Annotated in this window: 22 protein-coding genes; 14 read left to right on the top strand and 8 right to left on the bottom strand. The window is 35.1% G+C overall.

The window, feature by feature from the left end; all coding sequences use genetic code 11:
• Positions 1-68: 68 nt before the first annotated feature.
• Together smrB and nth are read right to left on the bottom strand one after the other, a co-directional pair.
• The gene (gene smrB, locus A9G37_RS00910) at positions 69-614 is read right to left on the bottom strand and encodes an endonuclease SmrB (RefSeq protein WP_065561077.1); all 546 of its coding nucleotides are present in this window, start codon (positions 612-614) and stop codon (positions 69-71) included.
• A gap of 6 nt (positions 615-620) precedes the next feature.
• The gene (gene nth / locus A9G37_RS00905; RefSeq protein ID WP_065561076.1) at positions 621-1,259 is read right to left on the bottom strand and encodes an endonuclease III; all 639 of its coding nucleotides are present in this window, start codon (positions 1,257-1,259) and stop codon (positions 621-623) included.
• Between the two features lie 265 nt (positions 1,260-1,524).
• On the opposite strand from nth, the gene putP reads away from it, so the two are divergent.
• The 11 genes from putP to adk all read left to right on the top strand — a co-directional run bounded on the left by putP (position 1,525) and on the right by adk (position 12,601).
• Positions 1,525-3,012 carry a sodium/proline symporter PutP gene (gene putP, locus A9G37_RS00900; RefSeq protein WP_065574350.1) on the top strand — a complete coding sequence of 496 codons (1,488 nt, stop codon included), beginning with the start codon at positions 1,525-1,527 and terminating at the stop codon, positions 3,010-3,012.
• A gap of 56 nt (positions 3,013-3,068) precedes the next feature.
• The gene (tyrS, locus tag A9G37_RS00895; RefSeq protein ID WP_218059270.1) at positions 3,069-4,340 is read left to right on the top strand and encodes a tyrosine--tRNA ligase; all 1,272 of its coding nucleotides are present in this window, start codon (positions 3,069-3,071) and stop codon (positions 4,338-4,340) included.
• Between the two features lie 4 nt (positions 4,341-4,344).
• Entirely contained in the window at positions 4,345-5,211 is an 867-nt protein-coding gene (gene pdxY, locus A9G37_RS00890) for a pyridoxal kinase PdxY (protein WP_034913287.1), read from the top strand.
• Positions 5,212-5,274: 63 nt separating this feature from the next.
• Entirely contained in the window at positions 5,275-5,718 is a 444-nt protein-coding gene (locus tag A9G37_RS00885; protein ID WP_080702351.1) for a helix-turn-helix domain-containing protein, read from the top strand.
• A gap of 84 nt (positions 5,719-5,802) precedes the next feature.
• Positions 5,803-6,912, top strand: a complete 1,110-nt coding sequence (gene ispG / locus A9G37_RS00880; RefSeq protein ID WP_065574348.1) for a flavodoxin-dependent (E)-4-hydroxy-3-methylbut-2-enyl-diphosphate synthase — start codon at positions 5,803-5,805, stop codon at positions 6,910-6,912.
• A 24-nt stretch (positions 6,913-6,936) separates the two neighbouring features.
• Entirely contained in the window at positions 6,937-8,214 is a 1,278-nt protein-coding gene (gene hisS, locus A9G37_RS00875; RefSeq protein WP_065574347.1) for a histidine--tRNA ligase, read from the top strand.
• A gap of 18 nt (positions 8,215-8,232) precedes the next feature.
• Entirely contained in the window at positions 8,233-8,991 is a 759-nt protein-coding gene (locus A9G37_RS00870) for a tetratricopeptide repeat protein (RefSeq protein WP_065574346.1), read from the top strand.
• A gap of 26 nt (positions 8,992-9,017) precedes the next feature.
• The gene (bamB, locus tag A9G37_RS00865; RefSeq protein ID WP_065574345.1) at positions 9,018-10,190 is read left to right on the top strand and encodes an outer membrane protein assembly factor BamB; all 1,173 of its coding nucleotides are present in this window, start codon (positions 9,018-9,020) and stop codon (positions 10,188-10,190) included.
• 19 nt (positions 10,191-10,209) lie between these two features.
• The gene (der, locus tag A9G37_RS00860; protein ID WP_065574344.1) at positions 10,210-11,664 is read left to right on the top strand and encodes a ribosome biogenesis GTPase Der; all 1,455 of its coding nucleotides are present in this window, start codon (positions 10,210-10,212) and stop codon (positions 11,662-11,664) included.
• A gap of 3 nt (positions 11,665-11,667) precedes the next feature.
• Positions 11,668-11,919 carry a YfgJ family double zinc ribbon protein gene (locus A9G37_RS13375; protein WP_081297592.1) on the top strand — a complete coding sequence of 84 codons (252 nt, stop codon included), beginning with the start codon at positions 11,668-11,670 and terminating at the stop codon, positions 11,917-11,919.
• 37 nt (positions 11,920-11,956) lie between these two features.
• Positions 11,957-12,601: an adenylate kinase gene (adk, locus tag A9G37_RS00850; protein ID WP_065574343.1), complete on the top strand. Its 645-nt coding sequence runs from the start codon at positions 11,957-11,959 to the stop codon at positions 12,599-12,601.
• 276 nt (positions 12,602-12,877) lie between these two features.
• Here the strand turns inward: adk and ybeD are convergent, their stop codons facing one another.
• On the bottom strand, positions 12,878-13,144 hold the full coding sequence (gene ybeD, locus A9G37_RS00845; protein ID WP_034913328.1) for a DUF493 family protein YbeD: 267 nt from the start codon (positions 13,142-13,144) through the stop codon (positions 12,878-12,880).
• Positions 13,145-13,343: 199 nt separating this feature from the next.
• On the opposite strand from ybeD, the gene gss reads away from it, so the two are divergent.
• Both gss and A9G37_RS12695 read left to right on the top strand, forming a co-directional pair.
• Positions 13,344-15,218: a bifunctional glutathionylspermidine amidase/synthase gene (gene gss, locus A9G37_RS00840; RefSeq protein WP_065574342.1), complete on the top strand. Its 1,875-nt coding sequence runs from the start codon at positions 13,344-13,346 to the stop codon at positions 15,216-15,218.
• A 283-nt stretch (positions 15,219-15,501) separates the two neighbouring features.
• A complete protein-coding gene (locus A9G37_RS12695; protein ID WP_176701838.1) occupies positions 15,502-15,648 on the top strand; it encodes a hypothetical protein in 147 nt (48 codons plus the stop codon).
• 221 nt (positions 15,649-15,869) lie between these two features.
• Here the strand turns inward: A9G37_RS12695 and A9G37_RS00835 are convergent, their stop codons facing one another.
• Together A9G37_RS00835 and A9G37_RS00830 are read right to left on the bottom strand one after the other, a co-directional pair.
• A complete protein-coding gene (locus A9G37_RS00835) occupies positions 15,870-16,169 on the bottom strand; it encodes a hypothetical protein (RefSeq protein WP_065574341.1) in 300 nt (99 codons plus the stop codon).
• A gap of 82 nt (positions 16,170-16,251) precedes the next feature.
• Positions 16,252-18,093 carry an SLC13 family permease gene (locus A9G37_RS00830; RefSeq protein ID WP_442903129.1) on the bottom strand — a complete coding sequence of 614 codons (1,842 nt, stop codon included), beginning with the start codon at positions 18,091-18,093 and terminating at the stop codon, positions 16,252-16,254.
• A 305-nt stretch (positions 18,094-18,398) separates the two neighbouring features.
• Between A9G37_RS00830 and A9G37_RS00825 the strand changes: the two genes are divergently transcribed.
• On the top strand, positions 18,399-20,120 hold the full coding sequence (locus A9G37_RS00825; RefSeq protein ID WP_065574340.1) for a thiamine pyrophosphate-dependent enzyme: 1,722 nt from the start codon (positions 18,399-18,401) through the stop codon (positions 20,118-20,120).
• A gap of 131 nt (positions 20,121-20,251) precedes the next feature.
• Here the strand turns inward: A9G37_RS00825 and edd are convergent, their stop codons facing one another.
• The 3 genes from edd to A9G37_RS00810 all read right to left on the bottom strand — a co-directional run bounded on the left by edd (position 20,252) and on the right by A9G37_RS00810 (position 23,787).
• Positions 20,252-22,057 carry a phosphogluconate dehydratase gene (gene edd / locus A9G37_RS00820; RefSeq protein ID WP_065574339.1) on the bottom strand — a complete coding sequence of 602 codons (1,806 nt, stop codon included), beginning with the start codon at positions 22,055-22,057 and terminating at the stop codon, positions 20,252-20,254.
• 31 nt (positions 22,058-22,088) lie between these two features.
• Complete coding sequence (gene gntK, locus A9G37_RS00815) at positions 22,089-22,616, bottom strand: gluconokinase (protein WP_034913321.1); 528 nt, start codon at positions 22,614-22,616, stop codon at positions 22,089-22,091.
• 340 nt (positions 22,617-22,956) lie between these two features.
• On the bottom strand, positions 22,957-23,787 hold the full coding sequence (locus A9G37_RS00810) for an IS3 family transposase (protein ID WP_065573933.1): 831 nt from the start codon (positions 23,785-23,787) through the stop codon (positions 22,957-22,959).
• Between the last annotated feature and the right edge of the window lie 76 nt (positions 23,788-23,863).

Here is a 23,863-nt window from a genome sequence, read left to right as displayed (position 1 = left end):
TAAATTGACGGAAGAAGAGTAAAAATTATTATTATGATTACCCAGATGGTTGGTTAAGTTTTCAAAAACTAGCTATTTATTAGTTTGTTCTCAATATCAAATAAAATGAGAAGTGCTGCGTTGCCACCAAATTCTTTAGGCGCTTGATGAAAACAGATAACATGGGGATGCTGAGCTAGCCACATGGGTGTTTGTTTCTTTAAGATGTTTTTCCCATGTCCATACATGATACAAGCACAATGAGCTCTTTCACGTAAACATGCTGCGATAAGAGCGGCAATTTCTTTTTTAGCCTCTTGTTGAGTTAACCCATGTAGATCCAAAAAGAATTCTGGTTCATAAAATCCACGACGCAATTTTTTTACTTCGTAGGGATCTGCATTTTCTCGGCTATAGCGAATAGGGTCTTCTTGCAATAGCGGCTGATAATCATCAGAAAAATAAAATTCAGCATTAATTTTTTCATATTGCTGTTTTTGGGTTTCTATTGCTTTTTGTGAACGTTTTTGTGGTTTATGAACGACAGTATCTTGTTTTAGTTTTTTTGTGATGTTACCAATACTATTTTTAAACAAGTTTATATCATCTTGGTCTAAATTAAATTTATTTGGCATTGATTTCTACTCTGGGTAAATTTTTTCTTTAAATTCGCACAAATCTTCTATAACACAGGATCCACATCTAGGCTTTCTGGCAATACAAGTATAACGGCCATGTAATATTAGCCAGTGGTGACAATTTATTTTATATTCTTTGGGTACGACTTTCAGTAATTTTTCTTCAACAACTTCTACCGTTTTACCTGGTGCAAAACCTGTACGGTTACTTACTCTAAATATGTGTGTATCAACGGCAATGGTAGGCCAACCAAAGGCTGTGTTTAACACAACATTTGCCGTTTTACGACCAACACCCGGTAATTCAATTAGTGCATCAAAACTTTCAGGGACTTCACCCTGATATTTATCTACTAAAATTTGACATGTTTTTATAATGTTATCAGCTTTACTGTTATAAAGGCCAATGGTGCGGATATAGCTTTTTAATTTCTCAATACCAAGAGCCAAAATTTGTTCAGCAGTATTTGCAATAGCAAATAGTGGTTTTGTGGCTTTGTTTACACTAACGTCAGTCGCTTGAGCAGAAAGTACTACTGCGATTAATAGTTCAAAAGGTGTTTCATACACTAGTTCTGTTGTTGGATCTTTAATATGATCTTTTAATCTTTCTAAAATTTGAATTCGGGTTGATTGTTTCACAAAATAATTTTATTAAAAAATAGTAAGATGCATATTATATACTTTTATTTACTGTTTATCTGTAAGTTGCCTTTAGTTTTTTTAATATAGATGGGAACGATGAAACATACTGATTAATAATTGTAAAACATTTTTATTTTTAGTGTTGCTTAGTTTTTTGTTATTTGTATATTCACATTTATACTCACTGACTTTTTAGCATAGTCATTTTATGATAAGCTAGCCCTCTATTTCTTAATTTTATCAAATAAGGTTTTTTAAAGATATGCCCTTACCAATGATTGTCACCTTTGCTGTATACATTTTAGGCATGATTGCCATAGGTTTTTTTGCATTTCGCTCAACGCAAAATTTTGGTGATTATATTTTAGGTGGGCGTCGTATCGGTAGTGTTGTGACTGCGCTTTCAGCTGGCGCATCAGATATGAGTGGTTGGCTATTAATGGGATTACCTGGTGCTGTTTTTTTGTTTGGTATTTCACAAAGTTGGATTGCAATCGGATTGATTATTGGTGCTTATTTAAATTGGCTACTCATTGCAGGACGATTACGAGTCTTTACTGAAATCAATCATAATTCACTAACTTTACCCGATTATTTTGCTCGTCGATTTGATGATAAAAGCTCACTTCTACGTATTATTTCAGCTATCATTATTCTAATATTTTTTACTATTTATTGTGCTTCTGGTGTAGTTGCGGGTGCAAAGTTATTCGAGAGTACATTTTGTATGAGCTATGGCTGGGCGATGTTAGCGGGTGCAGGTGCAACAATTGCCTATACGTTTATCGGTGGTTTTTTAGCAGTAAGCTGGACTGATACTATTCAAGCTAGTTTAATGATGTTTGCACTTATTCTAACGCCAATTATGGTTATGGTGAATGCTGGTGGGCTTTCTGATGCATTGATATATATTGAATCGCTCAATTCAGATTATACCAATTTATTTGCTCATATGGATTTTATTGCCATTATTTCATTATTAGGTTGGGGGCTTGGATATTTTGGGCAACCTCATATTTTAGCCAGATTTATGGCTGCTGATTCACATGAAGTAATGAAAAACGCTCGACGGATTAGTATGACATGGATGATTTTGTGTTTAGCTGGCGCAATCACGGTTGGTTTTTTTGGTATCGCCTTTTTTGCTCATAATCCAGATTTATCTTACTTGATTAATGATGGTAAACATGAACGTATTTTTATCGAATTGTCGAAATTACTTTTTAATCCTTGGATTGCTGGTATTTTGTTGGCCGCTATTTTAGCAGCGGTAATGAGCACATTAAGTTGTCAATTATTAGTTTGTTCAAGTGCTCTAACGGAAGATTTTTATCGTGCGTTTTTTAGACCAAAAGCAAAACAAAAGGAACTGGTATGGGTTGGTCGTATAATGGTGCTATTAGTTTCAGTTATTGCTATTTTATTAGCTATTAATCCAAATAATAGCGTACTTGATTTAGTAAGTCATGCTTGGGCTGGATTTGGTGCGGCGTTTGGTCCTATAATCGTATTTTCTGTTTTTTGGTCGCGTATGACACGTAATGGAGCACTAGCTGGAATGATAACTGGTGCTGTAACTGTGTTGCTATGGATTAATTTTAATTGGTTTAATTTGTATTCGCTTATCCCTGGATTTTTATTTGCTTCTATAGCTATTATTATTTTTAGTCTTTTTGATAAAAAGCCAAACGAGATCGTAGCAGATCATTTTAAACAAGCGTATAAACGTTATCACAACAAAATAAATTAGAATAAATCTTATTTAAACTAGAATATAAATGTAATAAATTTAATAGGTAAAATATCATGACAAAAAATGTGATCAAACAACTACAAGAACGTGGGCTGATTGCTCAGCTTACTGATGAAAAAGCACTAATAGAACAAATTGAACAAAATCCTATTGCGCTTTATTGTGGTTTTGATCCAACAGCAGATAGTTTGCATCTTGGTCATTTAGTTCCATTACTTTGTTTAAAACGTTTTCAGTTAGCTGGTCATAAACCTGTTGCGCTTGTAGGGGGAGCAACAGGATTAATTGGCGATCCAAGTTTTAAAGCTGTTGAACGAAAACTTAATACTGAGGAAACAGTTATTGAGTGGAGTGAAAAGATCAAACAACAAGTGTCACCATTTTTAGATTTTAATTGTGGTGAAAATTCAGCGATTGTGGCTAATAACTATGATTGGTTTAGTGGCATGAATGTACTGACATTTTTACGTGATGTTGGTAAGTATTTTTCAGTTAATGCGATGATTAATAAAGAATCAGTAAAACAACGTATAGATCGTGATGAGGTGGGTATTTCATTTACTGAATTTTCTTATAGCTTGTTACAATCTTATGATTTTGCTTGTTTGAATAAATCACATGATGTTGTTTTACAAATTGGTGGGTCTGATCAGTGGGGTAATATTACTGCAGGTATTGATTTAACTCGCCGTTTACATCAAAAACAAGTTTATGGCTTGACTGTACCGTTAATCACTAAATCCGATGGGACCAAATTTGGTAAAACTGAAAGTGGTGCCGTATGGTTAGATCCGAAAAAGACAAGTCCTTATAAATTCTATCAATTCTGGATAAATACTGCTGATGCTGATGTTTATCGATTCTTAAAATTCTTCACATTTATGCCTCTAAGTGAAATTGATGCATTGGAAGAAGAAGATAAAAATAGTGGTGTTGCACCACGAGCTCAATATGTACTTGCTGAGCAAGTTACACGCTTAGTTCATGGTGAAGAAGGATTGATTGCAGCAAAACGTATTACAGAAAGCCTATTTTCTGGTAAATTAACTGACTTGTCTGAAGCTGACTTTGAACAATTAGCTCAAGATGGTATGCCAGCATTAGCTGTTGAGGAAAGTATTGATTTACAACAAGCAATTGTTAATGCGGAATTTGCACCATCAAGAGGACAAGCTAGAACGATGATTGAATCTAATGCTATTGCTGTTAATGGTGAACGTAACACTACAACTGATTATCGTTTTACTGATAGCGATAAACTATATAATCGTTATACTTTACTTCGTCGTGGTAAAAAATATTACTGCTTGTTAATTTGGAGTTAATTTCATGAAAAATATTTTATCGATTCAGTCACATGTTGTATTTGGTCATGCAGGGAATAGTGCGGCTGTATTTCCTATGCGTCGAATAGGCGTAAATGTTTGGCCTTTAAACACTGTACAATTTTCTAATCATACTCAATATCGACAATGGACTGGAACGGTAATGTCTGCATCACATTTAACAGAAATTGCTGATGGAATTAATGAAATTGATGAATTGAAACGGTGTGATGCAGTATTAAGTGGTTATATGGGATCACCTGAACAAGGTAATGCGATTATTGAAATAGTTAAAAAAGTAAAAGCTGTTAATCCTAATGCTATTTACTTTTGCGATCCTGTAATGGGACACCCTGAAAAAGGATGTTTTGTTGCACCAGGTGTTTCTGAGTTTTTATGCAATACAGCATTGCCTATGGCTGATATGATGGCACCGAATATTTTGGAGCTTGAAGAGCTTAATGGAAAACAACGTATTAATAATGTTGATGAAGCAATTGTAGCTTGTCGAGAGTTATGTAAAAAAGGGCCTAAAGCGATTTTAGTTAAACATTTAAGCAGAGCTGGATATAAAATTGATCGCTTTGAAATGTTGCTTGTAACTAGCAACGAAGCATGGCATATTGACCGACCACTAGTTGACTTTGGTGTAAGACAACCCGTTGGTGTTGGTGATATGACAAGTGGACTTTTTTTAGCTAATGTTTTACTTGGGAAATCATTGGTTGAAGCTTTAGAACATACTACTTCGGCCGTGTATGCGGTTATGCTTGAAACCTTAAAACAAGATGAATATGAATTACAATTAGTTGCAGCTCAAAATGAAATTGAAAAACCAGCACAATGGTTTAATGCAAATAAAATTGATTAATTGTAAAAATATGTAACTGTTTGTAAAGATTAAATTAGCTAACGATTAGTATTAAATGAGGGTATGATGGATAATATTTCATTAGGAGTGATGCTCGTTGATTTACGAGAACAAATGGGATTAACTCAAGATGATATTGCCAATAAAATTCATGTGCGAAAGACAGTAATTGTTGATATCGAAAATGACCAATTACCTAACGCCCCACTTGTTTTTGTAAAAGGTTATATTCGTTCTTATGCCGAAATTGTTGGCTTATCATCAGAACACTATCAACCATATTTCGATGAATTAACTAAACAATCTAAGTCTCAACAAAAGAAAGTTCAAACGCAAGCATTTAAAACAAAAAGAACTAGAAAAGCTCCTTTTATTTTTTGGGGGATATTTATAATTCTTTGTGTGCTTGGTGTAATTTTATATTATGCCAATAAAGATAATACAAGTAATCTTATTGAAGTAAGTCATTATATTTCTCCAGCCTCTGCTACTCGTGTTAATAGTTAGCAAATTTTCTTATTCTCATACAGACATTTGTCTTAAATCTTGTTAAGATCATTACTAGTTATTTTGTAAAATGGTTAAGTATGTATGAGTCATCAAGATTCACCAATTGTTAGACGAGAATCTACCCGAATTTATGTCGGCAATGTTCCTATTGGTAGTGGAGCTCCGATTGCAGTTCAATCAATGACAAATACTCGAACCACAGATGTAGAAAAAACAGTAGCCCAAATTCAAGCTCTTGAACGTGTTGGTGTAGATATTGTGCGTGTTTCTATACCTACAATGGATGCAGCTGAAGCTTTTAAATTTATTAAGCAGCAGGCAAAAGTTCCACTCATTGCTGATATTCATTTTGATTATCGTATTGCATTGAAAGTTGCCGAATATGGCGTTGATTGCTTAAGAATTAATCCTGGCAACATAGGTAATGAATCAAGAATTCGAGCTGTTGTTGATTGTGCTAAAGATAAAAATATCCCGATACGAATTGGTGTTAATTCTGGTTCTTTAGAAAAAGATATTCAAGAAAAGTATGGTGAACCTACACCAAAAGCGATAGTTGAATCAGCGATGCGCCATGTCGATATACTTGATCGACTTAATTTTGATCAGTTTAAAGTCAGTGTAAAAGCATCTGATGTGTTTACTGCAGTTGATGCTTATCGATTGTTAGCTAAGCAAATAAAGCAACCATTACATCTAGGTATAACTGAAGCAGGCGGTGTTCGAAGCGGTGCTATTAAATCGGCCATTGGATTGGGATTATTGCTATCAGAAGGCATTGGCGATACACTTCGAGTTTCCTTAGCCGCTGATCCTACAGAAGAAGTGAAAGTTGGATTTGATATTTTAAAATCGCTGTGTATACGGTCTCGTGGTATTAATTTTATTGCGTGTCCAACCTGTTCTCGCCAAGAGTTTGATGTGATTAACACAGTCAATACATTAGAACAACGATTAGAAGATATTATTACACCAATGGATGTATCAATTATTGGTTGTGTGGTTAACGGTCCTGGGGAGGCATTAGCTTCAACTATAGGAGTTGCTGGAGGTCATAACAAAAGCGGTTTTTATGAAGATGGTGTGCGTATTGGTCGTATTGATAATGAACAAATGATTGATGAATTAGAAGCAAGAATTCGTGCTAAAGCATTAATATTGAAAAACAGAATTGCAGCAACTGAATTATAATTTTATTAGATAGCGAATAAATAAATGACAGAGAAAAAGATCCAATCTATACGAGGGATGAACGATTTACTCCCAACAGATAGTGCAAGTTGGCAACAGATTGAAAAAATCGTTAAAGGTGTACTAAACAGTTATGGCTACAACGAAATTAGAACACCTATTGTTGAAGATACCGCACTATTTAAGCGAGCGGTCGGAGAAATTACCGATATTGTTGAAAAAGAGATGTATACTTTCAATGACCGTAATGATGAAAGTATTACTTTACGTCCAGAAATTACTGCAGGTTGTGTTCGCGCAGGAATTGAACACGGTCTTTTTTACAATCAAGAACAACGTTTTTGGTATTTAGGACCAGCATTTCGTTACGAAAAACCACAAAAAGGGCGTTATCGTCAATTTCATCAATTTGGTGTTGAAGTCTTTGGACTTGAAGGGCCCAATATTGACGCCGAGCTGATTTTATTAACGGCTCGTTTTTGGAGAGCTCTTGGTATCGAACAGCATACTTCTCTTGAACTTAATTCAATTGGTTCGCTTGAGGCTAGGGTCAACTATCGAAATGCATTAGTTACTTTTCTTGAACAATATAATGATAAATTGGATGAAGATTGTTTACGTAGAATGTATACTAATCCGTTGCGCATACTTGATTCAAAAAACCCAGTAGTTCAAGAGCTGCTGAATCAAGCTCCAAAATTGTTTGATTATTTAGATGAGGAGTCCAAAATTCACTTCGAAAGCTTATGCCGACTATTGGATAGTGCTGGGATAGAATATAATATTAATCAAAGATTAGTACGCGGTTTGGATTACTATAATCGAACAGTTTTTGAATGGGTAACTAACAGCCTAGGGGCACAGGGAACCGTTTGCGGTGGTGGACGATATGATGGCCTTGTAGGTCAACTTGGGGGAAAACCAACACCAGCAGTTGGTTTTGCAATGGGAGTTGAACGTTTAGTATTATTAGTTCAAGCAGTTAATCCATCATTTAATGGTGATAATTCGATTGATATTTATATGATCACCTCTGGTGAAGAAAAAACTATTTCAGTTGCTCAGAGTGTTGCAGAGCAATTGCGTGATGGTCTACCTGATTGGCGAATCATGACAAATTATGGTAGCAGTAATTTTAAGAAACAATTTACCAAAGCAGATAAATTAGGTGCTAAGATAGCAGTTATTATTGGTGAAAATGAATTAGCTAATCAGACAGTAATGATTAAAAATTTACAAACAGGCGAACAATTTGAAGTGGTACAAGCAGATATTGTCCAAACTTGTTTGTCTATTAAGTAAAGGAAATAGGAGAAAAACGTGAGTCATCAGTTATCCAGTGAAGAACAAATTGAAGAGATAAAAGGTTTTTTTGCTAAAACATGGAAAATTATGGTTGCCATTATTGTGATTGGATTATTGGCCTTTTATGGCTGGCGTTATTGGCAATCATATAAAGTTGAAAAGGCGATAGCATCATCAGATAAGTATGAACAATTAATTGCTCAATTAGATGATAATAAACCAGATTCTGTTAATGAATTAGTATCTTTTGCTAAAAACAATGATACTATTTATAGCGTGTTTGCTAATTTGCGTGCAGCAAAATTTTATGTTGAGGTATTAAAAGATTATTCTGGAGCTCAATCTTTGTTAGTTGATGCATTAAAGAAAACTGATTCAGAGCCAGTTAAAGCGATTACCAATATTCGTATAGCACGCTTACAGTATCAACAAGGTCAATATCAAGAAAGTCTAACATCTTTAAGTAATGTAACTAATGAAAGTTGGGGAGCCGTAATTAATGATCTCCGCGGTGATGTGCTTGTAAAAATGACTCGTTATGCTGACGCAGTTAGTGCTTATAATGTTGCTTTGACTTCTTCACCAACTAAAGATTTAGAAGAAAGTATTAAAATGAAGTTGAACCAAGCTGAATATTTAAAAGCAAAACAACAAGTTGAACAAGAAGCTTTAGCTACTAAAGAAAAGGCAGAAAAAGAGGCTCAGGCAGCCAAAGAAAAAGTAGAGCAAGAAGCTAAAGCGAAACAAGCTGCATCTGAAGAAAGTAAAAATTAATTTATCCTGCTATAAGGGTCTATACAATGAAGTTATCAAAATATCTTTTTGCTGGTGTTTTTATTTTTTCACTAGCTGGGTGTTCTTTATTTGGTGGAGAGGAAGAGATTGTCCAAATTGCACCGTCACCGAAAGTAGATAATCAATTTTCTATCCAACAAGTGTGGAAAAATAGTACTGCTGGCAATACTCATATCTATTCATTATTAGGTCCGATTAATTATGATAATGCTATTTACGTAGCGAGTCGTAGTGGACAAGTTAAAGCAATTGATTTATCAAGCGGTAATACTATATGGGATGTAAATTTATCTAAAAGTACACTTTTCAGTAGTAAAATAGCACTATTTTCAGGTGGTGTCAGTACTGATGATAAATATGTTTATGTAGGCAGTGAACGTGCTGTTGTCTATGCGCTAGATCGTCTCGATGGTAAAGTTGTGTGGGAAAAAACAGTGAAAGGGGAAGTACTTGCTCGCCCAGTATCTTCTGAAAATAAATTAATAATTCATACTGCTAATGGTATTCTTCAAGGCCTTGATCGTGACACAGGTGATTATTTGTGGGATGTTTCCTTCGAAGTGCCGGCATTATCGATAAGAGGTAATTCTACGCCAACTATCGCTCATGGCGCAGCAATCGTTGGCGATGATAATGGCCGAGTAAATGCCTACTATATTAATGATGGTGAATTAATTTGGCAGCAACGTATTTCACAGCCATCAGGCTCTACAGAAATAGCAAAATTAAATGATGTTGATTCTACTCCAGTAGTTGAGGGAAATTTAGTTTATTCTATTGGTTATAATGGTAGTGTTGTTGCGCTTGATTTAAGTAATGGTCAGACTGTTTGGCGTAAAATACTTGGATCTATACATAGCTTGGCTGTGGATACTGATAGACTGTTTGTTATTGACCAAGATGACAATGTTCAAGCCATTGCTAAGAATGGCGGTGGAGAACTTTGGACTCAGTCAGACTTTACTCATCGTTTGTTAACTGATCCAGTCATCTACCAGAATTATGTTGTGTTTGGTGATTTTGAAGGTTACCTATATTGGTTAAATGCTGAAAGTGGTGAACTTGTTGCTAAAACACAAGTGAGTAGTAGTGGATTAATATCTAAACCATTAGTTGTAGACAATAAGTTAATTGTTCAGGCTAAAAATGGTGATATTTACGCTTTTACAAAGAATTAAAGTAACCTAGAGGAGAAACATGGTACCTGTTGTAGCGCTTGTTGGTCGTCCAAATGTTGGAAAGTCGACTTTATTTAATCGGTTAACACGAACTCGAGATGCCTTAGTGGCTGACTTTCCTGGATTAACGCGTGATCGTAAGTATGGACGAGCAGAAATTAAGGGCCATGAATATATCTTAATTGATACTGGCGGTATTGATGGAACAGAAGATGGGGTTGAAAGCTTTATGGCTGAGCAATCCCTGCAAGCAATAGAAGAAGCTGATATTGTTCTTTTCTTGGTTGATGCTAGAGCTGGTACAATGCCAGCTGATCATGCTATTGCAAAACATCTCCGTTCTCGCGATAAAGCTACTTTTTTAGTAGCCAATAAAATTGATGGTATTGATGTCGATACTGCGATTTCTGATTTTTATGGTTTAGGATTGGGAGTAATTCACCCAATTGCAGCTAGTCATGGTCGTGGCGTAAGTTCATTAATTGAAACTGTATTAGATCCTATTTTCCAGTTCGATAATAACTCAGATGATAATCAACAATTAGATGATCTAACTGAATTATGTGATGATTTTGTTTCTGAAACAGAATCATTAATCAATCAACCTATCAAAGTTGCTATTGTTGGCCGACCAAATGTTGGTAAGTCAACACTAACTAATCGAATTTTAGGTGAAGAGCGAGTTGTTGTATATGATATGCCAGGGACAACTCGAGACAGTATCTATATACCAATGAATCGAGATGAACGTGAATATATCTTGATTGATACGGCTGGTGTACGTAAACGAGGAAAAGTTACTGAAACAGTTGAAAAATTTTCAGTTATTAAAACGTTACAAGCAATTGAAGATGCTAATGTAGTTATTTTAGTTATTGATGCCAGAGAAGGTGTATCCGATCAAGACTTATCATTACTTGGTTTTATTATTAATAGTGGGCGCTCACTTGTAATAGCCGTTAATAAATGGGATGGTTTATCACAAGATATCAAAGAGCAAGTTAAAACGACATTAGATGATAGATTAGATTTTATTGATTTTGCTCGTGTGCATTTTATTTCTGCGTTGCATGGTAGTGGTGTTGGTAACTTATTTGATTCGATTCAAGAAGCATATGATTGTGCAACACGTCGCGTTAATACCGCATTATTAACCAAGATTATGCAAATGGCACAAGATGACCATCAGCCGCCTTTAGTTCGAGGGCGACGTGTTAAACTAAAATATGCACATGCTGGTGGTTATAATCCACCAATTGTTGTGATTCATGGTAATCAAGTAGAAGATCTACCAGATTCTTATAAACGTTATTTGATGAACTATTTTAGACGATCACTAAAAATCATGGGGTCACCAATTCGAATTCAGTTTAAAGAAGGGGCTAACCCATTCGAAGGTAGAAAAAATACTTTAACTGCATCACAGCAACGTAAACGTCGTCGATTAATGAAGCATGTAAGAGGGCGAAATTAATTTATGTCAGGAAAATTAATAAATGATTCTGGGAAAGAAGGCCTTTGTCCAAAGTGTCATCATAAAATGAGTGTTGTTTCACCACAGAATTTTAATTGTCCTCATTGTAAGCAACATTATCTTGAACAGTATATTTGCCCGACTTGTTTGCAAAAAGCTCAAATGATCAAAGGTTGTGGAGCGGTTAACTATATTTGCCCAACTGATGGTTTGATATCCAGCAGTAAGGTGATATTTCATTACTTACCAGAATAGAAGCTTTATTTATATTAAAGCCATAAGAGGTTATTTTATGCGAATTATTTTATTAGGAGCACCAGGAGCAGGAAAGGGAACACAAGCACAATTTATTATGCAAAAATATGGTATTCCTCAAATTTCAACTGGTGATATGTTGCGAGCAGCAGTAAAAGCTGGTAGTCCACTTGGTTTACAAGCTAAGGAGTTAATGGATGCCGGTAAACTAGTTACCGATGAACTTGTTATTGCATTAGTTAAAGAACGTATTGCACAAAGCGATTGCGCTAATGGCTTTTTGCTAGATGGCTTCCCTCGCACGGTTCCACAAGCAGATGCGATGAAAACAGCAGGCATAAAGGTTGACTATGTGCTTGAATTTGATGTACCAGACGCAGTGATTATTGATCGCATGAGTGGGCGCCGAATTCATGCTCCTTCAGGTCGTGTTTATCACATTCGCCATAATCCACCAAAGGTGGAAAATGTTGATGATGTGACTGGTGAACCACTTACTATTCGCAAAGATGATAACGAAGAAATCGTTCGTAAACGCCTTGTTGAATATCACGATTTGACTAAACCACTAATTAGTTATTATCAGCATGAAGCCAAAGAAGGGCGGACACAATATTTCCGTATTGATGGAACGCAAGCTGTAACTGAAGTAACAAAAGAATTAGTGAAAATTTTAGGATAATTTCTTCTCTATTAAAAGCGCAAGGCAGTTAATACTATCTTGCGTTTTATCATCTTGAATAAATTTATGTCACTGTTTATACAATACTAATTTGAAAATCGTAATAAAATACATTGATTCTATAATATTTTCTAATTAATTCTTTTTGTTATAATAAAGATAAATCTTTGCTAAAACCATTCATGTGGAGCATTGATTTTATTCAAATTTTTCACTGTGGAACAGGAAGCCTTATCTATACCGATAAGACTTTCAATTTTTAGCAAAAGTAAAACACTATAAAACCATTCTTACAATATCGATTTCGCCTAATTCTTTATAAAGATTTTCGACCTGGTCGATATGCGTTGCATTAATGGTAATTGATACAGAATGATAATTACCTTTACTACTTGGTTTGATTGATGGCGTATAATCGCCAGGAGCATGGCGTTGAATCACTGATACCACTTTGTCTACAAGCTCTGGTTTTGCTTCTCCCATTACTTTATAGGTAAAAGAGCATGGGAATTCTAATAACTCATTTAATTTTGTTTTTTGCATAATTTTATTTTTCTCGTTTATTTGATTTGGTGTATCGTTATGACTACCAAGAATAAACACTATATATAGGCAGTTTACTATTCTTCAAGTAACGAATAATAAACATTGCTTTTTAAAGTATATATTTTGATCTATGATAGAAAGTTATAACATAGCGTAATTAACGTATCTTGCTATTTACTAATAAGGCTAAAATAACATGTCATCTAAGTCCAATAATAAAGAACCTTTTGGTACATTATTAGGGTATGCACCAGGTGGTGTTGCCATTTATTCATCTGATTATGAAACTTTAGATCAAAAACAATACCCTAATGATGCATCTTTTCGTAGCTATTCTGGTTATGAATATATGGGATATAAATGGCAATGCGTTGAATTTGCAAGGCGATTTTTATTTTTAAACTATGGTATTGTTTTTACAGATGTTGGTATGGCGCATGAAATTTTTTCACTACGTTTTCTAAGGAAAGTTGTTAATGAAGCGATTTTACCTTTGCAAGCTTTTGCAAACGGAAGCAAAAAAAAGCCCGAGGCTGGTGCGTTACTTGTTTGGGATGATGGTGGTTTTTTTGACCGTACAGGTCATGTGGCTATCATTACTGAAGTATTTAAAGATAAAGTACGGATAGCAGAACAAAATGTCATACATAAGCGTTTACCAATTGGGCAGCAATGGACTCGTGAACTTAAAATGACAGTGACCAGTGACGGTTACCAACTACATGACTCGTTTGATGATACGAAAATCTTAGGGTGGATGATTCAAACTGACAAGACTGAATATAGTTTACCGCAACCTAAAATTCCTAAACCGTTACTTGAAATTCATAGCGCGCATATTGAAAACCAAGGTCAATTTGATAAAAATTGGTTAAATGAATTAGATCCATTAGAAAGTGCGTATGTTTCAGCGACAGGTCATGCTATTAGTCATGATGATCACTATCGCTATTTCACTATTTCTGAAAGTGCAGAACAAGAACTTATTCGTGCAACTAATGAATTACATTTAATGTATTTGCATGCCACAGATAAAGTATTAAAGGACGATAATTTATTACTTAATTTTAATATTCCAGAAATATTATGGCCAAGATTAAGACTTTCATGGCAGCAGCGCCGTTACCAAATGATTACTGGGCGGTTAGATTTTTGTATGGATGAACGAGGCTTTAAAGTCTATGAATATAATGCTGATTCTGCCTCTTGCCATACTGAAGCAGGTTATATTTTGCAAAAATGGGCTATTCAAGCTGGACTGAATATAGGAACTAATCCTAGTAGTGGTTTATTAAATTCTTTAGCTAACTGTTGGAAGCATAGTGATGCTCAATCTTTTGTTCATATTATGCAAGATAATGATAGTGAAGAAAATTATCATGCATTATTTATGCAAACAGCACTTACTCAAGCGGGATTTAATAGCAAAATTTTACGAGGGCTTACTGGACTAAGATGGGATAAACGTGGTCGACTTGTTGATGATGAAGATCGCCAAGTAACTTGTGTCTGGAAAACATGGGCTTGGGAAACGGTATTAGAGCAACTTCGAGAAGAAAGTGAGGCACAAATTGCAGGGTTACCAATTCGTACATGGCATCCTGAAAATTCAGTTAGATTGCTCGATGTACTTTTGCGACCGGAAGTCTCTGTTTTCGAACCACTGTGGATGGTTATTCCAAGTAATAAAGCTATTTTACCCGTATTATGGTCTTTATTTCCTAATCATCGTTACCTATTAGAGTCTACATTTGAACTCAATGAAAGCCTAATTAAAAAAGGTTATGCAATAAAACCAATAGCTGGACGCCGTGGTAGTGATATTCAATTAGTGAATAATCAAGAACAGATCCTTGATAAAACAGTAGGTCGATTTGCTAAACAAGAAAATATTTATCAAGAACTATGGTGCTTACCGAAAGTCGAAGATCGTTATCTACAGTTATGTACTTTTACTGTTGGTGGACATTATGGTGGGACTTGCTTACGCTCCGATCCTTCTTTAGTTATAAAAGGTGAAAGCGATATGCAACCATTACGAGTATTAACAGATGATGAGTTTTTAGAATAATTTTGTAAAAAATTTTCAGGAAAGTATATGTTTTAGTATAAAAATCGAGTTCATCAATTATATCGCAATTATAAGTAAAGTTATTATAATTCAATTAATTATTTGATTTTTTATAATTTGTATTAGTGATGCTATTTATGACATAATCTGTTAAAAGATATGTTTAAAATTCAGAATATCCATGATGATATTAATTACAATAATGGCGTTTTCTGTTAAACTTTTTATAATCTTAAAAAAATTATAAGAAATAAAAATGATATAAAGGAATGAGAAGAAATATATGGCAAATACATTACTTCGAAGTGGTGATATTAAAGATTTCAAAATGCTTGGGCATGATGGAAAAGCTGCTTATTTAGTCGCAACTCAAGTTCGGGAAACGTTTAGAGTTAAATTAGGTAAACAATTTTTTATTCTAAGGAGCTAAGACGAATTACACTTCATGGTGCAATCTAGGTTTTTAAAAACAAAAATAATTAGTTATATTGTCTGCCTTATTTTGGCGTTAGAATGCATCGACAGCGGAGCGAGGTTAGCCATGCCACACAGGGGGCATGGAAAGTGTTGTTTTCCGAAACAAACTATAGTTGATAAATTAATCAAAATAGCAGTATTGTCATCATTATAGTTTAAATTAGTGAGTAAAAATTATAAAGGGAGATTACGTTTAATCATTTCTTCTTTGTAAGCATTAAAATACATATTTTGAATTTTAATATATTCTTTATATAGTAAACCAAACGTAAGTATTGCCAACCATTTGCAATCTTTCCATTTTTTGAAACTGTTATAACTACGGATTAATTTTGCATTGCTAATCTTTCCAGATTCGAGTCTTTTCTTAATTCTTTTACACGTTAGTTTACTTAAAAATCGAATATAATGCGCAAAACAAAACCATAAGCCTACTAAGAAAGCAAAACCTAAAATAACCTCTAAAAATTTCATGATTTCTAATCCTTAATTAAAAAATAAACTTTTCCTTATTTATATTAATTTAATAGCATTACTTATGTTATTAAATTGCGTATTATAATGGAAAAAACACCGGCACTAAAGTAATATCTACCACCATTACTAAAAAAGTTAACGGTATGCCAATTTTGACAAAATCTCCAAAGCTGTATCCTCCAGGTGCTACCACCATGGTTTTAATCGGTGAGGATACGGGCGTAATAAATGATGCTGATGTAGCAATTGCCACAGTCATGGCAAATGGATAAGGTGAGTAACCAAATTTTAGTCCTAAATCAATAGCGATTGGTGCAATTAAAATTGCTGTTGCAGTATTGGATATAAATAATCCAATTGTTGAGCATAGTAAGAAAATGAATGTTAGCACTATATATGGGCCGAAAGAGCGTAAATGGACTTCAAGCCAAGCTGATATGAGCGAAATACCTCCCGTTTTGTTGAGTGCTAGTGCAAAAGGCATCATACCTATAATTAGAATTAAGGTTGGCCAATGTATGGATTTATAGGCATTGCTCATGTCAATGCATCGTGTTGTCCCCATCAGTAAGCAGGCGATTAATGCCGCAACCACATTAGGCACAATACTTGTCACCATTAAAATAATCATAATGGCTAGGTTAATTAAAGCTGCTGGTGCTTGTGAGCTTGCTGGTGCAATGTCATCGATATCTGCCGGAAAGTCTAATACAACAAAGTCATTGGTTCGAGTTTGTAGTTTTTGGATCGAACCCCAGTCACCACAAACTAATAATGTATCACTCATTTCTAAACGTTCTTGGAATAAGTTGTTTGTTTCAACCGGTGCATGATTACGCCAAATCCCAATTACGGTCAGGAAGTATTTTCCTCTAAAATCAATTTCATTGAGTGTTTTTCCACATAGCGTCGATTCGGGCAGTAAGGCAACTTCAGCCATACCGACTTGTTTAACTTGTTCTGAAAAATATTCACCGCGTAAAACTTTGGGTTCAAGGTTATTAGTGGTTAAGAAGGTTCGATAATCCGCTTCAGAGTGCGACATATCGAGTAATAAAATATCATTTTCACGAAATTCGGTTGAGCCATTAACGGGGATTAGTACTTTGTGGAATTTGCGCCAACGTTCAATACCAATAACATTTACACCATGTTCACTACGCAAATGTAAGCCATCAATTGTGCGCCCAACAAAAGGTGAGCCAGCTAGTATTTGTGCTCGATGGGCTCGGCCAATTAATTTATAGTCTCGAATTAAATCGGTGATTTTTCGTCTTTGTGGTTGGGTATTAGTTGATGTAACTTGTTCTGCTGTGAGTAACCAATTGCGTGTTAATATGCAATAAATAACCCCGACAACTAAAACACCAATACCAATTGGGGTAATCGAGAAAAAACTGAATTCAGTCAAAGCGGCACGGTTTAATTCACTGTTTACCACAAGGTTTGGTGCGGTGGCAACCAGTGTCATCATGCCACTTATTAATGCCGCAATACAAAGTGGCATCATTAATTTTTTTACATGAATACCGGTATGGTTAGCAATGCTAATGGCAACAGGTATAAAAATTGCAACTACGCCAGTTGAGCTCATCACTGAGCCAAGCAAAGCAACGCCTAACATAATACAGGTGATAATGCGAATATCGTTTTTGCCTGCAACTTTTAATATGTATTCGCTCATTTTGTATGAAATGCCTGTTCTAACCAAGCTTTCACCAATAATAAATAGAAGGGCAATTAAGATAATATTAGGATCGCTAAATCCAGCGAGGGCTTCAGCTGGTGTTAATACGCCTGTGATGGTGATTGCTGTGATTGTGAGCAATGCAATAATGTCCATTCTTAGTTTGCTAAACGAAAACATTAAAATTGCTATTAATAATAATATGCAGACAGTAATAAGTGAGTAATATTCAATAAAATAATTAGGTAAGAATTTAGCGATTGATGATACTAAACCATCCTCAGATGACAAATGTTCCACAAAAAGTAGCTCTATGATACAGATTATATTTTGTACATAATACCTTGATTTATTGTAATAGGGAATATCTCTAAATAAAGTTTATATGGCTATAATTACTTTATTGTTAATTTTTTTTACGTTATTTTTCGTTTTTTAACATTTTCTGCTATTTTCTTTATGACATATTCGCATTATTGAAAAGTAGGTGTAATTTAAGCAACTAAACCTATTTAATCGTTAACTCTTTAGGAGAGAATATGTCATCAAAGAAATCTGTTGCACAAATTATAGTTGATGTTTTGTCTGAAGCGGGTGTTAAACATTGTTATGGTATTGTTGGCGATACTTTAAATCATATTACTTCTTCTATCAAAAAAAGTAATATTGAATGGGTACATGTTCGTCATGAGGAAGTCGGTGCTTTTGCTGCAGGGGCAGAAGCTTATTTAACAGACCAAATTACAGCTTGTGCAGGATCTTGTGGTCCAGGAAGTTTGCATTTTATTAACGGTATTTATGAAGCACACCGTAATAAAGTACCTGTTATTTTATTGGCGAGCCAATTGGTGACCGCGCAACAAGGTACCGATTTTCCACAAGAAGTTGACTTTGAATCTATTTATAAAAATTGTTCTGTATTTTGTCAGCAAATCAATGATCCAACCCAAGCAAGACAAATAACAACCGCAGCCGTTCAAGCAGCAATTAATCAACGAGGTGTAGCTGTTTTAGTGATACCTTATAATATTAGTTTAATTAAGGTTGAAGATAATAGTGGGCATAAGATTTATCACCCTAAACCTATTATTCGTCCGTCAAATGAAGAACTGAACCAAATCGCAGAAATACTTAATAATAATCATAAAATAGCTATCTTTGCTGGGCAAGGAGTGTGTGAGGCTCACGATGAGCTTATTGCCTTTGCTGAAAAATTAAAATCACCTATTGTGCATACCTCAAGGGGTAAAGATTTTGTTGAGTATGATAATCCTTATAACGTTGGTATGACTGGTATGTTTGGTATGGAGTCAGGAACAACAGCGATTAAAGAGTGTGATGTGTTAATTATGTTAGGTGCTGATTTTGCGTGGTCACAATTTTATCCTGATAAAGCGATTATTATTCAAGTTGATATTGATGCAACTCATCTTGGACGGCGTCATCCAGTGAGTGTGGGGGTTGTTGGTAGTAGTAAGCCAACGTTAGCTGCTTTAATTCCTTTAGTTGATAAAAAACAAGATTCTAAGTTTTTAGAAAAATGTCGCCAATTGTATATAAAAGCAATGGATAAATTGAATAAGAAAGCTGTACCTTCTCAAACAATGATTCATCCTCAATATTTAACCGAGCTTGTTGATAAATATGCGACACAAGATGCTGTGCTTTGTGCTGATGTTGGCTCAGCTATGGTTTGGGCTTGTAGGCATTTTAATACCAATGGAAAAAGACGTACGGTAATTAGTTTGAAACATGGCACAATGGCAAATGCAATGCCGCAAGCGTTAGGTGTGCAAAAAGCATTTCCTAATCGTCAGGTAATTACTTTATCAGGTGATGGTGGTATTAGTATGTTATTAGGCGATTTGTTAACTACAATTCAAGAAAATTTGCCAATTAAAATTATTGTGCTTAATAATAGTTCACTTAATTTTGTTGAATTGGAACAGAAATCAGAAGGTTTAGTTGATCACTATACCGATTTACAGAATCCTAATTTTGCAAAAGTTGCCGATTCGATGGGATTATTTGCGATAAGAGTTGATAACTCTGATTCTCTTGATGAAGCAATGCAATCATTTTTATCGCATCAAGGTCCTGCATTATTAGATGTTAAAACCAGCTCTAATGAATTAGTTATGCCGCCTGAAATTCAAGCATCGCAGGTTATGGGAATGGCGCTTTACAGTGTAAAAGCTTCTTTGCAAGGGAAAATGGGCGATGTGGTAAATCTATTGGTGGATAATTTTATCAAGAAATAGTTTATATTATTTTTTATATTTATTTTAAATGACAAGTTTACAGAGAGTTTTTGTTAAAAAGTTTCAGGAAATAGGGGTGTTTCAGTATAATTTGGGGGGATCTGCCGCTGATTTGCGGCAGAATAAATGAATTAAAAACTAACGGCACCTTCTTCTGCAGAAGTTAAATTTTCTCGGATAACGGTAAATAGTTCACGCCCATAACCGAGATGTGAATCGGCTAAATCGAAAGAATAAGGTTCACGTTTGGCTAATTCTGCCTCGCTTACTAATAATGTTATTTCGCCAGTTTGACCATTAACACGGATCATGTCGCCTTCTTGAACTTTACTGAGTAAACCTCCATCATAAGCCTCAGGGGTGACATGAATTGCGGCGGGCACTTTGCCTGAAGCCCCCGATAATCGACCATCAGTTAATAACGCAACTTTATAACCTTTATCTTGCAGAACAGCTAGCGGTGTTATTAGTTTATGCAATTCTGGCATGCCAATTGCTTTTGGGCCTTGATAACGGACAACAACTACACAGTCTTTATTTAGTTTGCCTGCTTTATATTCGGCATCTAAATCATATTGGCTATTAAAGATGACTGCTGGTGCTTCAATAATTTGATGTTCAGGTGCAACGGCTGATGTTTTCATAATTGCACGACCAAGATTTCCTGACATCACTTTTAATCCACCATGAGAATTAAATGGTTTTTTGATTGACGCAATGACGCTGTCATCTAATGATTTTGTTGGACCTTCACGGAAAGTAAGTTTGTCATTTTCTAAAATAGGTTCTTGAGTATAACGACTAAGTCCACGCCCTACTACAGTTTCAACATCTTCATGTAATAAACCACCCGATAATAATTCGCGAACCAATAAAGATGTCCCCCCAGCTGCTTGAAAGTAGTTTATATCGGCTGGACCATTCGGGTAAATTCGGCAAAGTAGTGGTACTGCCGTTGATAGGTCTGAAATATCATCCCAATTAATAATTATGCCAGCAGCTTTAGCCATCGCCACAATATGCATGGTTAAATTAGTTGAACCGCCAGTTGCGAGTAGTGCAACTAGACCATTGACAATCACCTTTTCATCTACCATTTTACCAATAGGCATATAGTTGCCTGATTGGTTAGTTAGGCGAGTAATTTGTTTAGCAGCAGCATTGGTTAATTCATAACGTAATGCTGTTTCAGGATGAACAAAGGCCGTCCCTGGCAAATGTAGTCCCATTAATTCAATAACCATTTGGTTACTATTTGCTGTACCATAAAAAGTACAAGTACCACTAGTGTGATAAGATGCTGATTCTGATTCAAGTAAGTCTTCATGTGAAGCTTTGCCTTCTGAGTAAAGCTGGCGAATACGCACTTTTTCTTTATTAGGTAAGCCCGATGGCATTGGTCCTGCAGGTACAAAAATAGCTGGTAAGTGACCAAACGTTAATGCGCCAATAAATAGACCTGGTACAATTTTATCGCATATTCCAAGATATAGAGCACCATCAAACATATTATGTGAAAGCCCGACAGCAACCGACATTGCAATCACATCACGGCTCATTAATGATAGCTCCATTCCAGGCTCGCCTTGGGTTACACCATCGCACATGGCAGGTACTCCACCAGCCATTTGTCCAACTGCACCAACTTCGTGAAGTGCTTTTCGAATTTGTTCAGGATAAAACTCATATGGTTTATGAGCTGATAACATGTCATTATAAGAACTAATAATCCCTATGTTACTTTTTAAAATGTTTTTTAGATCACTTTTATCATCGCTACAACAAGCGGCAAAACCATGGGCTAAATTACTACATGGTAAACTAGATCGAGTTACTTTTTTATGCATAGCTCGTTCTATTTTTTGCAGGTAAGCGGTACGAGATGCCCTAGAACGCTCAATAATACGTTGAGTTACAGCCTGAATAGTCGGATTCATATTGACCTCGTCTTATTTTGTTTCTATTTTTTTAACAATGACATATTGTGCGTATTACTTTTTCAGTATCGTGCACAACCTTTTCTAATGGTTGTTCAATATTGATGTTGTAGACATCTTTTTCATCAGTAGTTGGTTCTTCTAGAGTATCGAATTGCGATTGAAGCATCCCTGTTTTTTGGTAGTGTCCTTTACGTTTAGCTAGTCTTTCAGCGATTACATCGAAACTTCCTTTCAAATAAATAAAATGTACGTTTTCATTCTCACCACGAATAATATCTCGATATTTTCGTTTTAATGCCGAACAGATAATAATTGAGACATCGTTAACATTACTCATAGCAAATGCGGCATTACTGATTAAGCTAAGCCAAGGCATTCTATCTTCATCGTTCAATGGTGTACCACTACGCATTTTTAAGATATTGGCCTTTGGATGTAAAAAATCACCATCTAAAAAAGCAGCATTTAGGTTGTAAGCAACTTGTTTGGCAACTGCTGATTTACCACAACCTGATACTCCCATTAATACAAAAACTTGTTTATTTTTTTTAGTCATTATTGATCCTTAGTACATCCAAATAGTTACGGGTAACATTTTGACATGATAATCTCCATTTGCAATATAAAAAAAGTTTTTTTGTGATCTGGATCAGGTTTTGATATGCATTGTCAATGTGTGAGTAAGATTGATTCTAATAAAAGAATTTGTTTTCTTATTTATATTTATTACCGTAGCTTTTCAAATTACTGTAAACAGCGTTAGTAAATCCTACAATTTATTTTTCTTGTAAATAAATTGTGTATCTTAATTTTTACTCCAAATTTTATATTTTTATCTAAAAGGGTTAATACGTCATATTGGTATGTCCACACTTTTTAGTACCAAAAAGATAAGGTCATCGATTTCTTTTGTATTCAATCGGCGACTGGTAATTTAATGTTGAATGAAGTCGATTATAATTAAACCAATCCACATAGTGATTAAATTCCAATTTAAGTTGCGCCAGTGAATCAAAAATAGTATTTGACACAAATTCTGTTTTCACTGCTTTGAATGTGCTTTCTGCAATTGCGTTATCATAGGGGCAGCCTTTGCGACTTAAGGACCGTTTAATTCCAAATGCTGTTAAACATTCATCAATCAAATGATTATCAAACTCTTTTCCTCTATCAGAATGAAACAACTCAATCGTCTGTAAGTTCATTGGAATTTGACTCATAGCTTGCATGACCAGTGCCGCTGTTTTATGCCTGCCAGCACTTCGCCCCACTATTTCTCGATTACTGATATCAACAATTACACAAAGGTAGTGCCAACGTTGTTTAACCCTTACATAGGTTAAATCGGTCACCAATATCTTTCGTGGTTGACCTATATTAAATTCTCGATTCAGTTCATTCCCCACCGGCGATTCATTGCTTTTTTCTGTATGAATACAATATTTTTTACAGGTGTATTTCGAAACCCAGCCATTTTTCGCCATGATTCGACCTATTCGGCGTCGAGATACGGTTATGCCTTGCTTTCTCAGCTCTGCTTGCAGACGCCTTGTACCATAAGCACGATAATTAGTATTAAAAATTTCACCCACTATTTCACTCAGTGATATATCTTGTGATTGCTGCGTTAATTGCCGTTGATAATAGAAACGATTTCGGGTTACATTTAAACATCGACATAATGCACGTAAGCTGTATCGATGCTTATTATGTAAAATTAACTCGATTTTCTTCCCATTATCAACGTCGCTTGCTTTAGGATATCATTCTCCATTAACAAGCGTTTATTCTCTTTGCGTAGCG

This window comes from Gilliamella sp. GillExp13 (genome assembly GCF_001690815.1).
Lineage (GTDB): Bacteria > Pseudomonadota > Gammaproteobacteria > Enterobacterales > Orbaceae > Gilliamella > Gilliamella bombi.
Note: the sequence above shows the minus strand (reverse complement) of the source record. Positions and strands in the feature narration are given on the sequence as shown.

What these genes read in the sequence shown, in the direction of transcription:
- smrB (WP_065561077.1), bottom strand. Translation starts at nt 614, where the DNA reads ATGCCAAATAAATTTAATTTAGACCAAGATGATATAAACTTGTTTAAA.
- putP (WP_065574350.1), top strand. Translation starts at nt 1,525, where the DNA reads ATGCCCTTACCAATGATTGTCACCTTTGCTGTATACATTTTAGGCATG.
- tyrS (WP_218059270.1), top strand. Translation starts at nt 3,069, where the DNA reads ATGACAAAAAATGTGATCAAACAACTACAAGAACGTGGGCTGATTGCT.
- pdxY (WP_034913287.1), top strand. Translation starts at nt 4,345, where the DNA reads ATGAAAAATATTTTATCGATTCAGTCACATGTTGTATTTGGTCATGCA.
- A9G37_RS00885 (WP_080702351.1), top strand. Translation starts at nt 5,275, where the DNA reads ATGATGGATAATATTTCATTAGGAGTGATGCTCGTTGATTTACGAGAA.
- ispG (WP_065574348.1), top strand. Translation starts at nt 5,803, where the DNA reads ATGAGTCATCAAGATTCACCAATTGTTAGACGAGAATCTACCCGAATT.
- hisS (WP_065574347.1), top strand. Translation starts at nt 6,937, where the DNA reads ATGACAGAGAAAAAGATCCAATCTATACGAGGGATGAACGATTTACTC.
- bamB (WP_065574345.1), top strand. Translation starts at nt 9,018, where the DNA reads ATGAAGTTATCAAAATATCTTTTTGCTGGTGTTTTTATTTTTTCACTA.
- der (WP_065574344.1), top strand. Translation starts at nt 10,210, where the DNA reads ATGGTACCTGTTGTAGCGCTTGTTGGTCGTCCAAATGTTGGAAAGTCG.
- A9G37_RS13375 (WP_081297592.1), top strand. Translation starts at nt 11,668, where the DNA reads ATGTCAGGAAAATTAATAAATGATTCTGGGAAAGAAGGCCTTTGTCCA.
- adk (WP_065574343.1), top strand. Translation starts at nt 11,957, where the DNA reads ATGCGAATTATTTTATTAGGAGCACCAGGAGCAGGAAAGGGAACACAA.
- ybeD (WP_034913328.1), bottom strand. Translation starts at nt 13,144, where the DNA reads ATGCAAAAAACAAAATTAAATGAGTTATTAGAATTCCCATGCTCTTTT.
- gss (WP_065574342.1), top strand. Translation starts at nt 13,344, where the DNA reads ATGTCATCTAAGTCCAATAATAAAGAACCTTTTGGTACATTATTAGGG.
- A9G37_RS12695 (WP_176701838.1), top strand. Translation starts at nt 15,502, where the DNA reads ATGGCAAATACATTACTTCGAAGTGGTGATATTAAAGATTTCAAAATG.
- A9G37_RS00835 (WP_065574341.1), bottom strand. Translation starts at nt 16,169, where the DNA reads ATGAAATTTTTAGAGGTTATTTTAGGTTTTGCTTTCTTAGTAGGCTTA.
- A9G37_RS00825 (WP_065574340.1), top strand. Translation starts at nt 18,399, where the DNA reads ATGTCATCAAAGAAATCTGTTGCACAAATTATAGTTGATGTTTTGTCT.
- edd (WP_065574339.1), bottom strand. Translation starts at nt 22,057, where the DNA reads ATGAATCCGACTATTCAGGCTGTAACTCAACGTATTATTGAGCGTTCT.
- gntK (WP_034913321.1), bottom strand. Translation starts at nt 22,616, where the DNA reads ATGACTAAAAAAAATAAACAAGTTTTTGTATTAATGGGAGTATCAGGT.